Origin of the sequence: Patiriisocius marinus, assembly GCF_008974325.1 — a bacterium.
Lineage (GTDB): Bacteria > Bacteroidota > Bacteroidia > Flavobacteriales > Flavobacteriaceae > Patiriisocius > Patiriisocius marinus.
Genome location: NZ_BKCG01000010.1, coordinates 1 through 13,994 on the forward strand (window position 1 = coordinate 1; position 13,994 = coordinate 13,994).

General features: G+C 32.8%; 18 protein-coding genes. 14 read left to right on the forward strand and 4 right to left on the reverse strand.

Annotated elements, in window-relative coordinates; all coding sequences use genetic code 11:
• Nucleotides 1-140: 140 nt before the first annotated feature.
• The 3 genes from GBH57_RS14150 to GBH57_RS14160 all read left to right on the forward strand — a co-directional run bounded on the left by GBH57_RS14150 (nucleotide 141) and on the right by GBH57_RS14160 (nucleotide 1,753).
• On the forward strand, nucleotides 141-848 hold the full coding sequence (locus GBH57_RS14150; protein WP_151675156.1) for a hypothetical protein: 708 nt from the start codon (nucleotides 141-143) through the stop codon (nucleotides 846-848).
• 275 nt (nucleotides 849-1,123) lie between these two features.
• Nucleotides 1,124-1,306, forward strand: coding sequence for a hypothetical protein (locus GBH57_RS14155; RefSeq protein WP_144118268.1), 183 nt, complete (start codon nucleotides 1,124-1,126; stop codon nucleotides 1,304-1,306).
• Between the two features lie 27 nt (nucleotides 1,307-1,333).
• A complete protein-coding gene (locus GBH57_RS14160; protein WP_144118269.1) occupies nucleotides 1,334-1,753 on the forward strand; it encodes a hypothetical protein in 420 nt (139 codons plus the stop codon).
• Nucleotides 1,754-1,896: 143 nt separating this feature from the next.
• On the opposite strand, the gene GBH57_RS14165 is transcribed toward GBH57_RS14160, so the two are convergent.
• Complete coding sequence (locus GBH57_RS14165) at nucleotides 1,897-2,340, reverse strand: SRPBCC family protein (RefSeq protein ID WP_151675157.1); 444 nt, start codon at nucleotides 2,338-2,340, stop codon at nucleotides 1,897-1,899.
• A gap of 91 nt (nucleotides 2,341-2,431) precedes the next feature.
• Between GBH57_RS14165 and GBH57_RS14170 the strand changes: the two genes are divergently transcribed.
• The 5 genes from GBH57_RS14170 to GBH57_RS14190 all read left to right on the forward strand — a co-directional run bounded on the left by GBH57_RS14170 (nucleotide 2,432) and on the right by GBH57_RS14190 (nucleotide 5,751).
• Entirely contained in the window at nucleotides 2,432-2,857 is a 426-nt protein-coding gene (locus tag GBH57_RS14170) for a winged helix-turn-helix transcriptional regulator (protein WP_151675158.1), read from the forward strand.
• 118 nt (nucleotides 2,858-2,975) lie between these two features.
• Nucleotides 2,976-3,470, forward strand: a complete 495-nt coding sequence (locus GBH57_RS14175) for a hypothetical protein (protein WP_151675159.1) — start codon at nucleotides 2,976-2,978, stop codon at nucleotides 3,468-3,470.
• 583 nt (nucleotides 3,471-4,053) lie between these two features.
• Nucleotides 4,054-4,659, forward strand: a complete 606-nt coding sequence (locus tag GBH57_RS14180) for a hypothetical protein (protein WP_151675160.1) — start codon at nucleotides 4,054-4,056, stop codon at nucleotides 4,657-4,659.
• A gap of 171 nt (nucleotides 4,660-4,830) precedes the next feature.
• Complete coding sequence (locus GBH57_RS14185) at nucleotides 4,831-5,451, forward strand: Crp/Fnr family transcriptional regulator (RefSeq protein ID WP_151675161.1); 621 nt, start codon at nucleotides 4,831-4,833, stop codon at nucleotides 5,449-5,451.
• An 84-nt stretch (nucleotides 5,452-5,535) separates the two neighbouring features.
• Complete coding sequence (locus GBH57_RS14190; protein WP_151675162.1) at nucleotides 5,536-5,751, forward strand: YgaP family membrane protein; 216 nt, start codon at nucleotides 5,536-5,538, stop codon at nucleotides 5,749-5,751.
• A 43-nt stretch (nucleotides 5,752-5,794) separates the two neighbouring features.
• On the opposite strand, the gene GBH57_RS14195 is transcribed toward GBH57_RS14190, so the two are convergent.
• On the reverse strand, nucleotides 5,795-6,391 hold the full coding sequence (locus GBH57_RS14195) for an FMN-binding negative transcriptional regulator (protein WP_151675163.1): 597 nt from the start codon (nucleotides 6,389-6,391) through the stop codon (nucleotides 5,795-5,797).
• 93 nt (nucleotides 6,392-6,484) lie between these two features.
• A complete protein-coding gene (locus GBH57_RS14200; protein WP_151675164.1) occupies nucleotides 6,485-6,928 on the reverse strand; it encodes a DUF1569 domain-containing protein in 444 nt (147 codons plus the stop codon).
• A gap of 104 nt (nucleotides 6,929-7,032) precedes the next feature.
• Between GBH57_RS14200 and radC the strand changes: the two genes are divergently transcribed.
• The 6 genes from radC (at nucleotide 7,033) to GBH57_RS14230 (ending at nucleotide 12,623) form a co-directional block, all read left to right on the forward strand.
• Nucleotides 7,033-7,731: a RadC family protein gene (gene radC / locus GBH57_RS14205; RefSeq protein ID WP_235904724.1), complete on the forward strand. Its 699-nt coding sequence runs from the start codon at nucleotides 7,033-7,035 to the stop codon at nucleotides 7,729-7,731.
• A gap of 105 nt (nucleotides 7,732-7,836) precedes the next feature.
• Nucleotides 7,837-9,123: a DUF7033 domain-containing protein gene (locus tag GBH57_RS14210; protein WP_151675165.1), complete on the forward strand. Its 1,287-nt coding sequence runs from the start codon at nucleotides 7,837-7,839 to the stop codon at nucleotides 9,121-9,123.
• Entirely contained in the window at nucleotides 9,120-9,809 is a 690-nt protein-coding gene (locus tag GBH57_RS14215) for a YjjG family noncanonical pyrimidine nucleotidase (protein WP_151675166.1), read from the forward strand. The genes GBH57_RS14210 and GBH57_RS14215 overlap by 4 nt, the downstream gene beginning before the upstream one ends.
• Before the next feature lie 46 nt (nucleotides 9,810-9,855).
• Nucleotides 9,856-10,398 (forward strand): hypothetical protein, encoded by a 543-nt coding sequence (locus GBH57_RS14220; RefSeq protein WP_151675167.1) that lies wholly within the window; start codon nucleotides 9,856-9,858, stop codon nucleotides 10,396-10,398.
• A gap of 9 nt (nucleotides 10,399-10,407) precedes the next feature.
• Complete coding sequence (locus GBH57_RS14225) at nucleotides 10,408-11,826, forward strand: DUF5723 family protein (RefSeq protein WP_151675168.1); 1,419 nt, start codon at nucleotides 10,408-10,410, stop codon at nucleotides 11,824-11,826.
• Nucleotides 11,823-12,623 carry a hypothetical protein gene (locus tag GBH57_RS14230; protein ID WP_151675169.1) on the forward strand — a complete coding sequence of 267 codons (801 nt, stop codon included), beginning with the start codon at nucleotides 11,823-11,825 and terminating at the stop codon, nucleotides 12,621-12,623. The genes GBH57_RS14225 and GBH57_RS14230 overlap by 4 nt, the downstream gene beginning before the upstream one ends.
• On the opposite strand, the gene GBH57_RS14235 is transcribed toward GBH57_RS14230, so the two are convergent.
• Nucleotides 12,620-13,912 (reverse strand): replication-associated recombination protein A, encoded by a 1,293-nt coding sequence (locus GBH57_RS14235; protein ID WP_151675170.1) that lies wholly within the window; start codon nucleotides 13,910-13,912, stop codon nucleotides 12,620-12,622. The two genes, GBH57_RS14230 and GBH57_RS14235, sit on opposite strands and share 4 nt — an antisense overlap.
• Nucleotides 13,913-13,994 lie beyond the last annotated feature (82 nt).

Genomic DNA, 13,994 nt, shown 5'->3' on the forward strand with positions numbered 1-13,994 from the left:
GGTAACAATGTGTATAATTCATTGCTAGTTATAGCCTACTTACGAAAGTCCTCGCGGACTTTCTATCTGTGATTTATTTGCTAACTTTAATGCTTAAACACGCAACGAAATCATACACAAGACCGTTAGCAATAATGTTAATGAAACAGACAATAGCCTTATTATTGATTTTAATTATTCCAAACCTTATTTTCTCTCAAAACAGAAAAGATTGGACTCAATTAGACTATCTGAATTTTGACAAGAATTATCCTTTTGAAACAGAAAAAGATATTTCAGGGTTATTTTTTATTACACCATCTATAACTTTTGACTATTATACTGAACCTATAATTGTTTTTGATCAAGAAAATAATGAAATTCTTAGATTAAGAGTTGGTGAAAGCGATGTAATTACTTGTTTTAACGGACAGAAATATAATAGATATAATACAAAAAAACCACTTTCTCCTTGGTTACTCTCTTTAAGTCCAGATTACTTTTCAATAGCATTTGAGTGTATAGAAACAAACGATAAGTTTTACATTGTACGTTTAAATGATGACCAATTAGGTTACATTAAAAAGGATAACGAAAACTTTACAAAAGAAACGGTTGAAGAATTTGTAGTGAGGTGGACTTCTTTAGGATTTGATTTCGATAGAATTAATAATCCCCTTAGGGCTGAAAATAGCCAAAGCGCTAAAATTATCACTAATGAATTAACTGGAAAGTATAAAATTTGGACAGGCGAGGTGCTCGAAATGAAAGGAGATTGGTTGAAAATTAAATCTATCAAAGAGGAAATCGGATGGATAAAATGGCGTGAAGGAGAAAAAATTCTGATTAGAATGTACTATGCTTGTTGAAAAACACTATTGCTAACAACGCATATAAGCAATGCGGGAGTTTGTGCTTAATTAATAGTTAGGGTATATTTGGGAGACCGCCGAATTTTAACAAATTCGACTTATTGCCAAAAAAAAATTAATAATCGAAATTTGTAAAAATCAGCTCGTGTACGTCCGAAAGGCTTTCGCCTTTCTTCATTCGCACTGCTCATATACAAATCCGTTGTGCGTCATTTGAGAAAAACCGAGAACATCAACAAAATTAAACACAAAAAATAAAATTTTTAGAATAAATGAATAACGGAGATTTAGAGGTTTTATGTTGTTTTTGTGGTCAAGATTCAACATTTAGTAAAGCGATTGAAATCACGATAGAATGTGACAAGCAAACAAAAGATGTTCAAGCAGTTTATGCTCACTCTAAATGTCTTGATAAGGTTTTACATAAAAGTGTTCCGAGAGCATTTGATTTATAAATTGGACTAAATATTCACAGGAATTTAATGAAAAAATGGATTTTAATAATTATTGGAATAATCCTGATTGGAATAATCGGAATTGGAATTAAAATCAACTCGGATTTGAATGAACTAGTGGAAGTTTTTAACTCTGAACATTCTTTAAACGAACCGAATTTGATAATTCTATCAGACTCAATTTCACCAAACAAAAAATATAAATACTATCAATATCAATTTGATAAAGGCGGATTAGGATATTCAAGCATTTTTTGGTCAGTCATCAAGAATAACGAAAATGACCTTGGTAAAGGATTATTTCCACAAGGATACAAAGTTATTGGCTGGGATATAAAAAACGAATTGATTTTAAAAAAGTCGATTCCAACGTCGGAATTAAAAGCTGTTACGGAATTGAAAAACGGAACGGAATTTAACGGAATAAAAATAAATATTGTGGAATAAAAACGAACGCACAACAACGTATATAATCCATTGCTAGTACTAGCCTACTTACGAAAATCCTCGCGGATTTTCTATCTGGTTTTTATTTGCTAAATTAGTTGCTTACACACGCAACGTATCATATACAAAACCGTTGTGGGTAATTAGGACAAATGTGGCATTCCTTTTCCAGTTTCAACAAAACTTTTGAGACTTTGAGTAACAAACCTTTCCCAAGCAGGCCAACATATTTCGTAACAATTTAATTCTGGAACGAGTCCATTATGAGCAAAATTTAAAATGGTTTCATTTTGACTTTTCTCTTCCAAATTCCATTCAACGTTTGTGCCAATCCATTCCATTTCAATTCCATCATAACCAGTATGAATATGCTTTGCATCAATACATTGCCAAACAATTCTCGAATTCGGTTTAAATTCTAAAATTTTGAATTTCCAAAATGTTTTATCAAAACTTGTCGTAAACTCATCATCTAATTTTGATACGACAGAATTGGTATTACCCCACCATTCTTGAACTGATTGGGTTATTGCATTAAATATAGCTTCTGAATTCGCTTCAATTGAAACACTTGTTGTGTAAGACATAGATTTTATTTTTAATTAGCACTTGTATTTCGCAAGTACAAATATATAAAAGAACTTTTATTATGCAAGTACTTTTTTGTAACTTTGAAAAATGGAAGGACAAAAAAGAAGGTCAGATTGCCCGATAACATTATCTCTCGACATTTTCGGAGATAAATGGACTTTACTAATTCTTCGTGATTTCATTTTTTTTGACAATCGTCATTTCAACCAATTGGTGAGTATTGAGAGTATATCAACAAATATTCTTACAGATAGACTTAATAGACTTTTGGCACACGGAATTATCAAGAAAGAAGTTGATTCAAATAATAGGTCTGCCTATTTATATTCCTTGACAAAAAAAGGTCTTGACCTTGTTCCTATCGTTATGGATATTTATCGTTGGGGAGCTAATTACACCGAAAGGAATAATTCAGAAAAGGACTTTAAAAAGAAGATAGATTCTGAATACGATAAAACGGTTGAAGAAATAAAAAATAGATTAATAACTACCCACAACATTGTGTATAAGTAATAGCGGTTTAAGTGATAAAACGAAAGTATAATATAAAATAAAGGTCGGTCTAAAACCGAAAGGTTTGTGAGTAAAAACCCGCTACTACTCATACACGAGACCGTTAGCAGTAATTAGAATGACCAAGACAGATAAATCAAAACATAAGATTTCAATTGCTTCAATTAAGCGTTCTACATATAAACCGTATGACTATAAATTGACAAAATTTCACGAATCTAATTCTGATTTTCCTTACTCCAAAATTAAGCTTGACTTGAAAGAAAATGAGTTGATTATCTGCTCGACTTTTATCGACTCGGAAAATTACAGCATTTTGACAACTCAAAAACTAATTACAAAAGAAAACGGAATTGAGAATGTTGGAAATATGATTGGTGCGACTGACAAACGCTATGGAGATTTTAAAGGGTTCAAAGATGATTTATTCACCTTCGGGCTAGTGGAACTAGAAAATGGAACTGACTTAAAATATTTCATTGAAACCGGAAAAGCCTCAATGATTATGATTTATGGAGTAAGAACATTAATCCGAACACAGCATATGACTGAGAAAAATATTGAGAATACAACAAGGAATTGGAATAGGCAAAATGAAAAAAACGAAAAATAACTACTGCTAACACTGTATAAAAAACATAGGGCATTTGTGCTAAACCGAAAGTTCTGTGTTTATTTATAAAGTCCGCTAAAAATAAAATTTGGCGTTTATAGTAGAAAATATAAAAGCAAAATATTTATATTTAGCTAAGTAATAAACCGAAACGATAGTGCTTATCACCTGCCCTACGATTTCTTATACTTAACGTTAGCATTAATACCTCCGAATCGAATCCTGCGGATTTAATTCGGAGGTATTTTATGAGGAATCAGTTCGGAATTTTGATGGAATAAAATGCTGAATTTATATCGCGCGAAAATGTTGCTGCATAAATGTATATCCGATTATCTAAAGCAGATTAGATCGCGAACTAAATAATGGAATCGCTAAACCGATTGGATTGCGGAAAACTCACTCGGATGACTCACTCGGCTGCGTCAGTAAAAACGCTAACAAAGCATATAATTTATGGCGAGTTTTTGCTCAGCTTTTAAATTTGAGTAACTTTAAAAAAGATTTGTAATTCGGAATTGAAGTTAATTCCATTTCGCCACAAATCATATACACAACCGTTAGGCACAAGCTGAAAAAAAAATTGGAACTCACAATTAACATATCGAAAAGAAAGAAAAGTTCGTTTGATAATCCAATCATAAACGGAATTATTGGAATTTTTCTGTTCATATTTCTAATATTAGCAGGAATAGTTTCAACGCTAATAATTATGCCTTACGAATTCCTTAAATACAAAGTATTTGGATTCAAACGGAATTATGAATTTAATGCTACGCCATCTCTTTTTGAAAATGAGAATTTCAATTTAACACTTGAATATATCGAACAACCGAATGATGAACATAAAATCGCAAATGATTTTTTATATAAAGTTGTGGATTATGGAGATGAAACTGCAATTTTTGTTGTGAAAAATCACGGAAAAAAAACTGAACTTGACGGAGAATATTTAACGCCATTTAAACATAAGTTAAAAGAATCTATATTACTGCAAAGAATCAGAGCAAATGAAAGTAGCGAACCAACTTCCGATTTGATTAAATTTAATACAATTAATGGAAAAATAGAATTTATTGCGGAAATTGGACAGTTCGAGTTGGACAAGTTTGATGAAGAAAAAAATGAAATTGTAGGTTATAATTTAACGGAAGATATTGTAATCAAGATGGAGAAAGCCTGTGCCTAACATGGGATATAACTAATAAATTCCCACAGGAATTCCTACAAAATGAAAATACATTATAACAATCAATCCAGCTTTCTAAGAGCTGGATTTTCTATTTAGGAAATAATTACTACATTAGTTGTTTAACCTACACAGCTACTAAATAACACAAGTTGTGAGTAACAGCTATATATGGAGATTGATAAAAAAGTACTGTCATTTTTAAACCCTAAATTGGTCGATTCTATCCTTAAAGAGTCAACACTAAAAGAAGTACCTAAAGGAGCTGAAATTTTAAGAGAACAGCAATATGTGAAAGCACTTCCTATTGTGCTTGAGGGGCTTGTAAAGGTGTATTCAAGATTTGAGGAAAAGGAATTGCTGCTTTATTATATAGAATCATCTCAAAGCTGCGTAATGTCTTTTTATGCAGCACGTAAAAACACACCGAGTAAAATTTTTGCCCAAACGGAGGAAGACTCTAAAATACTTTTGTTGCCAGTGGAATATCTTCCTATCTGGCTAAAGGAATATCCAGATTTAAACGATTTGTTTTTCAATCAATACAACCTAAGATATTCAGAGCTTTTAGATACCATAAGTCACCTGTTATTAAATAAAATGGACAAGCGGTTGTATGATCATTTAAAAACAAAAACAACATTACTAAATAGTAATGCTGTTAAAATAAGTCACGGCCAACTAGCAAATGAATTAGGTACTGCCAGAGAAGTAGTTTCAAGAGTATTAAAGAAACTTGAAACAGATGGGAAAATCTCGCAAAATGCAGGCGAAATAAAAATTATTTCATAGTGGTGACTGTAGTCACTGCACAGGTGTTTTAAATGGTAGAACTTTGCAGAGCAATAAAGCAGTTAACATTTAAAATATATAATTATGAAAAAGAATATGGGGTCAATAGATAGACTTGTTAGAATAATAGTAGCAGCCGTTGTCGCATTGCTATATTTTAATGAAGTAATTTCAGGTACTTTAGGACTAGTACTATTAGTTCTTGCTGTAGTATTTGTAGTAACTAGTTTAATTAGTTTTTGTCCACTATACCTGCCTTTCGGTTTAAGTACTTGTAAAGTAAAGCAGAATGAGGAATAGCTTTTAATAGGGTAGTTATTGATGTATTATTATTTCAGAAAAACTATTCGTGTAAGTAATCAATCAATCCAGCTTCCCAAGAGCTGGATTTGTTTTTTAATTGCTGTTTTGCATTTTCTTGATCTTGCGCATTTTTATCTTGGCTTAGTTTAAACTTACCTTCCCACTTTGTAATAGTGATATCAAAAGCTTGGATATAGTTTACAAAGCGTTCCATACTTGGATTATCTTTCTTCAAGATGTATGGATGGTCTGGAGCTTCTAGAAAATGCGTCATATCCACCATTGTTTCTTTTGCAGCCTCAGGGTCATCTATTAAAGAGATTGTTCCTTCAATGTGCACTATAATGTAATTCCAAGTGGGTAATTGTTGTGTTGTGTAAATGCTAGGCGATATATAGCTATCTGGTCCTTTAAAAATTATGGTCGCTTTTGCACCTTCTTTCAACGTTTCCACTTGTGGGTTTTGTTTATCAATATGTGCAACAAGCTTTCCAGTTTTATCATTGTAAATAACAGGAATGTGCGTAACAAAAGGAGTACCGTTACTAGCAGTAACTAATAGTGCTAATGGGTATGCTTTAATTACTGCAATCAATTTTTTAATATCATCACTTTGGTGATGTGGAGGTGGGTACATATGTATGATACAATTACTTAATTGGGGATAACGGAGTTTTAATATTGAGTAGTGATATTACTCAATATTAAAGTCTGACTGAAGTATTATTTACTAAACATTAAACTGTCTAAAATGGTGATCTAAATGCTTGTATTGCATTTTTCCCCATTGCTCTTTTGTCATTTTTCCAAAAGCAGGATGAGGTTTCCAATCGTTACGCTCTCTTTGTGTTCCAAATTCTGTTATTAATGCGCTTAATGCTGCTTTTTCCTTTGCGAAGTCTCTAGGTTCTTGCTCTTTAAAACTAGGTGCTGTAGGTAAGTTTTTACGCCAAGGCTTATCGCTATACATCGATTTTTTAAAAAACAGGTTTACAAGAAAATTAGGTTTTAGGCCGTAGTCTACCTTCTCAAGCATCACGTTAAATGGCAATTGGCAATGGTGCGCCATTTGTCCTGCAGTCATTTTTCCCCATTGCTTATCAGCATTTTCATTTAAGTTGTTTAGTCTATTTTGGATTTCGTTAAATCCATCATCAGTAAAAAGATTTTTCATAAAAAAAGTGTTTTGATATTGGCGATTGATTCTAAGATGATTACCTAAAATTTCACTGTCTAAATATAAACATTATCTTTATTCAATACCGAAATATTACAACTTTGAAATCTACCACTACATCATTATCAATAAAAAACTGGAGCGAGGATGACCGTCCACGCGAAAAAATGCTCGTAAAAGGGAAGTCTGCTTTAAGTGATGCAGAGCTTATCGCTATTTTAATAGGAAGTGGTAATCGCGATGAAAGCGCCGTAGCATTGAGCAAGAGAATTTTGGCGTTAGCTAACAATAATTTAAGTGCATTAGGCAAAATGTCAATTCAGGATTTAATGACCTTTAAAGGCATAGGCGAGGCGAAAGCCATTACTATTAGTGCTGCAATGGAGTTGGGAAGAAGGCGAAGAGGAGAAGAGGCATTAGTGAGGAAGAAGATAACTTCAAGTAACTCGGTATTTGAGTTGATGCAACCTATAATAGGAGAGTTAGAGCACGAAGAGTTTTGGATTGTATATCTCAATAATTCAAATAAAGTATTGCAGACCTCGCAATTAAGTAAAGGAGGAATCACAGGAACTTTAGTCGATGTTAGGTTGGCTTTTAAAAATGCATTACAACTAGGAGCTGTTGCTATTATTTTAGCACATAATCATCCAAGTGGTACTTTAGTGCCAAGCCAAGCCGATAAAAATATTACGCAAAAAATTAAACTCGCAGGAGAGAGTTTAGATATAAAAGTGCTAGACCATTTAATTATTACCGAAACCGCCTATTACAGTTTTGCAGACGAAGCCATTTTATAAGGGAATATATTAGTTTTTAAGGTTCAAAAAACTTTCAAATTTTGAGTAGCTATCTATCTTCGTAATCTCCGTTCAAAGTAGTATTTTTAGTTTTTGAAAAACGCTATGATATTAATATACATAAAGCAATTAAATCCTCGTATTTCGTATGTGTTTAAGCACATTTTTACTCGTATTTTACAAGTAGAAATAGCGTTTACATCAGAAATTGAAAAATTTATTTCTCACACAGGTTATAAAATATCCTATGGGAAACAACCTTTAGGAAACGAACTTTTTTTTCAAAGTCAAGGGTTGTTGTTTCAACAAGGAATTGAAAGCATTGATATTAATGTGAAAGAGTGGGAGGAGACGCATTGTTTTTTCCAAGTGAGTGATAAAAGCTGTCTGCCGTTTGATATTTTCGCTGCGGCGTTTTATTTATTAAGTAGGTACGAAGAATACCTTCCTCACGTAAAAGATGAACTTGGCCGCTATCCTTACACAGAAAGCTTAGGGCATAAATACAATTTTCTAAATACGCCTGTTGTTGACGTCTGGAGTTATAAGCTAAAGAGGGCGCTACAAGAACATTTTGATGATTTTAAATTTAAACCCGTTCAAAGCACCACCCATTTTTTAATAAATGCTGAAGAGCCATTCGCCTATGATCAAAAAGGTTTTTTTCGGTCAGTTGTAGGTTTAGCAAATGATGTATTTGAGCTGAAATTTAAAGCAATTATTAAACGTGCTAAAGTATTATTAGGTTTAGAAAGAGACCCTTTTGATACTTTTAAATGGTTGGTGACATCGTCTAAAAACAAGAATTTTAAACTCACTGTATTTTTTCAAATAGGGGAAGCGTTAAGTTTCAATACGAGTATAAATACTTCTCGATTACACTTTAAAGCATTGATAAAATATGTTTCAGATTATTGTGAAATTGGACTTTTAGTTTCTAAAAATGCCCGTTTTAATGCTGAAATTTTAAAGAGCGAAAAAAGAAGGTTAGAAGCCATTACAAATCGTAAAGCAGCCTCAACGCAATTTAGTCAGTTAGTAGTTGGACTTCCGGAAGCATACCGAAACTTAGTAGCTTTCGAAGTTGAAAACGATTTTACAATGGTTTATCAAAAAGTCCCTGGTTTTAGAGCAGGAACCTGTACACCATTTCTTTTTTATGATCTTGATTTTGAGATAAAGTCACCTTTAATAATTATGCCTGTTGCTTTTACATCAATGGGTTTTGATAAAACGAGTCCAAAGGATACCACTACTAAAATTTCAGAATTACAGAAACAAGTAGTTGCGGTTAATGGTACATTTTTAGGATTGTTCTCGAATAAAAACTTTAACGCAGCAGTTAATAATAAGCTTTGGAAAAGCGTATTTACTGATAACGAATCACTATGAATAATATAAAAATCACCGATGTTTTTTTTGATTTAGATCACACCCTTTGGGATTTTGATAGAAACTCAGCATTAGCTTTTAAATTAGTATTTCAGAAACATAATGTTCAGATTGATTTACAGGACTTTTTAAAAATTTACGAGCCCATTAACTTTAACTATTGGAAAGCTTTTAGGGAGGAACGAGTGACTAAACAGCAATTGCGTCGCGGTAGATTAGCTGATAGTTTTACAGCGTTAAAGCATACAATTTCGGTACAAATTATTGATGAAATGTCTGACAGTTATATTGAGTTTCTACCAGAAAATAATTACTTGCTAGACGGGACTATTGAGATTTTAGATTATTTAAAACCGAAGTATAATTTGCATATTATTACAAACGGTTTTACAGATGTGCAAGGCATAAAGATGAAACGCAGCGGACTCTCTCCATATTTTAAAACAATCACTTCTTCTGAAGAAGTAGGTGTAAAAAAACCAAATCCATTAGTATTCCATCACGCCTTAAAAAAAGGAAATACTCTTGCTGAAAGTTCTGCTATGATAGGCGATACTTTTGAAGCAGATATATTAGGTGCAGAGGCCGTGGGGATGGATACTATTTTTTATAATTACCATAAGGATGTTCAACGCTCTGGCTATAAGGTAGTTGAGAGGTTGCTAGAAATTAAAGGTTTATTGTAACTATACTAAATTGAGGGAGTTGGCGTTATTAGTACTATACTAAATGATGAAATACCCTCAAATTTTACTCGTTATTTTTCTATCGTCGATAGTAACATCTTGCTTTCAAAATACAGATTTTGATCAAGCAAATGATGTGGTTATTACACCCGTTGTAGAGTTAGATTTAATTTATTTTGACATCGATGCATCTCAGTTTTACGATGTTGAAACAAATACTCCAAACCTCGTTGTTAGAGATACTACAGCTATTGAATTTATTGATGGTAATGATATTAGAGATGCCTTGGTAAGAGCTGAATTCTTATTTGATTTTACGAATTCAATACCCAGTAATTTCTCAGTAAATTTTGATTTTCTAAACACTAATAATGAAGTTAGATACTCTTCGTTTACACAAGTAAATGCCGGAAGTGCTTCTCTTCCTGTTGAAACTATTTATATAGATAATGTAGAGAATGAAGAAATAGAAAATTTAACGTCATCTAATAAAGTTGTTATATCAGTTACGATACCATCTAGTTCATCTTCTCTATTTGGGACTTTAAATTTAAAGTCAAAAGCAACCTATTATTTAGAAATCGACTAATTGCTATTTATGAAGAAGATACTTTTCGCATTAGCAATATGCTATTCAATAATCGCAGTTTCTCAAAATAAGCAAGTGCTTTATAATTGGGATGTGTCACCACAATCTCTATTGTTAAATCCAGGAGCTGTTGTAGATCAAAAACACCATTATGGGATTCCATTTTTATCTGGATTTCATATTAATGGAGGGACAAGTGGCGTAACGGTTTTTGATATTTTTTCTGACGACGGTAGAGATATTAATGATAAAATAGCAGAGGCTCTTACCGCTTTAGATTCTAATGACTTTTTTACTGCAACTCAACAATTAGAGTTAATAAATTTTGGTTGGCGCTCTAAAAGTGATTACTATTTTTCGGGAGGTATTTATCAAGAGTTTGATTTTATTTCTTACTTGCCAAAAGATTTTCTTGATTTAGCTAGAGAAGGTAATCGAGATTACATTGGTAGAGCTTACAATTTTGATCATATAAGTTTAAGGGCAGATTTGCTAACTGTTTATCATTTCGGTTTTAATAAAAAAGTGACTGATAAGTTGACTTTGGGATTGCGATTCAAAGCCTATTCATCAATGATAAGTGCAAGTAGTACTGGTAATACTGGAACTTTTACAACTACTCAGAATGATGGGACTCCTAATATTTATGAGCATACAGTCGAAGGATTAAATGTTGAGGTTAAAACTTCGGGATATGCTTCTTTGAAAGATGTAGATGGCTCATCACAAATTGTTAGTGATGTTTTAGGAAGAGCTTTTTTTGGAGGTAATTTAGGCCTAGGTTTTGATTTTGGTGCAACTTATGAGATAACTAATCAACTTTCGGCAACGGCATCAATTTTAGATATTGGAACCATTTTTCACTCAAGCGCTACTGAGATTTATAATGCCAGTGGTAATTATACTTTAGATGGTTTAGAACTATTATTTCCTACTATCGAGAATGGAGAAACAACATTTCCATATTACAGTGATTTAGAAGATGAGATAGAGCGAGAAATTCCTGTTGATACACTTAATAGTGCTTATTCACAAATGCGACCAGCAAAAATAAATGCGGGATTGCACTATGATTTTGGTGAGAGTATAGGGCGTAAAAGTGGTGATTGTGATTGCAGAAATATGGGAGGAAAATCTCAACATGTTTCGCAAGCAGGGATACAATATTATAGTGTATTTAGACCTAAAGGAATTCAAGCTGCAGGTACCGTTTATTATAGAAGGCGTTTTAGTAACTGGCTTTCAACTAAAGCAACATATACGGTAGATAGTTATTCAGCTTCTAATATTGGTTTAGGAATGGCGTTGAATATTGGCTCATTAAACTTCCATTTAGCAGCAGATAATCTTCTGGATATTGCAAATATTGCGAAAGCAAATAGCCTATCTTTACAATTTGGTTTTAACATTATAGTTGAAGAGTTATGAAACAATTTTTATTTTTTTCTATTTTATTTTTACTTTCTTTATTTTCGGTAACTGCACAAACTAATCTAAGCGATTATAGTTTTGTGGTTGTTCCGGATAACTTTGAGTTTACATCAGAAAAAGATCAATTTCAATTAAACTCAATGACTAAGCAATATTTAAACAGTGTTGGTTTTAATGCTTTTTTTCAAGACGAATTACCTAGAGTTAATAATTGCGATGGCTTATATGCTGATGTAATTTCTGGAGGCTCATTTATTACCACTACTATGCAAGTAATATTGAAAGATTGCAAAGGAACCGTTGTATTTGAAAGCCAAGAGGGAAAAAGTAAAAGAAAAGATTATCGTCAGGCTTACCAAGAATCACTTAGAGAAGCTTTTAAAAGTATAAATAAGCTAAATGTAAAGCAGACAGATATTGTTATCGATACTTCTCCTTCTAATGTTTTAAAAGCTACAGAAAAGAGACTTAATGATAAGGTAGCTCCTGTTATTAAAGACAAAGTAATTGTTTCTAAAGGTTCAGTTTATTCTGGCCCAGAGTCTAAATTTTCGCATTATACAAACACTCGTTTGTCATTTTTATTGAGAAAATATTTTGATAGCTATTACCTATACCGTGAGGATAGCGATATCGATATGACATTTACCTTACTAGGGGAACTTAAAAAACGTCCAGATGGCAAAGGTTATAAAATTGAGGGCGTACTAAATGGATTGGCAACTTTTCAAGAGAATGGAGACTTGTCTATTCAAAATGGTACTGAAGTCTCAGTTTTTGTATTTCAGAATTAAAATTTGTATTTGTTTCCCCACAGGGATGTTAAATACATTTTAAGATTCGATTCTTTAGCATTTTTCCCAGGCTCATATAATGATGTACCTATTATTTCTTCAGGCATAAATTCGTGTGGCGTAAAATTACCTTCGTAGTTATGCGCATATTGATAGTTTTGTCCATACCCCAATTCCTTCATTAGTTTTGTTGGAGCATTTCTTATAGACAACGGGATTGATAAATCTCCTGTTTGTCTTACAAGTTGTTGCGCTTTGCCAATTGCTGCATACGAGGCATTACTCTTTGGTGATGTGGCTAAGTAAATTGTGCATTGACTTAAAATAATACGAGCTTCTGGATATCCAATAGCAGCAACAGCCTGAAATGTGCTAGTAGCTAAAAGAAGGGCATTTGGATTTGCCATCCCTATGTCTTCGGAAGCAAGGATTAATAATCTTCTAGCAATAAATTTAACATCCTCTCCTCCTTCAATCATTCTAGCAAGCCAATAGACAGCTGCATTTGGGTCGCTACCACGAATTGATTTAATGAATGCTGAAATGATATCATAGTGTTGGTCTCCAGTTTTGTCATAACGCACCGTATTTTTCTGAACTTTTTGTGAAACAAGATCATTTGTGATTATAACTTTAGCACTTTTTTTATCTTCTGAAACTTCAGAAAGCACAACAAGTTCTAGTGTATTAAGAAGTTTTCGTGCATCTCCTCCAGATAATTGGATAAGTGCCTCGGTTTCCTTTAATTCGATGTCTATTGCGCTTAAAATAGCATCTACACTAATTGCTCTGTGAAGTAAATCTTCAAGATCTTTCTTTGAGAATGATTTTAATATGTAAACTTGACTTCTCGATAATAAAGCGGGTATTACTTCAAAACTTGGATTTTCAGTTGTAGCTCCAATGAGTGTAACCCAACCTTTTTCAACTGCACCTAATAGTGAATCTTGTTGAGATTTGCTAAATCGGTGAATTTCATCGATAAATAATATTGGGTTTTTGGTTGAAAATAATGTGTCAGCTTTTTTGGCTTTTTCTATGACCTCTCTTACCGCTGCAACTCCACTATCAACTGCACTCAGTTGATGGAAAGGCCTGCCAGATTGTGTGGCAATAATTGTAGCTAAAGTAGTTTTACCGGTTCCTGGTGGTCCCCATAGAATCATGGATGGCAAAACGCCACTCTTTAATTGTGTACGTAATGCTCCTTGTTCACCTAAAAGATGTTGTTGACTCAAATAGTCGTCTAAATTCTTTGGTCGTATGCGTTCGGCTAAAGGTACACTCATTAGATTTATTGTGATTCAAGATTTATACGTCTGACATTTTAGCAAAGACTTTTAAATGGACGGTTTTTTGAAGTGCTAAAGT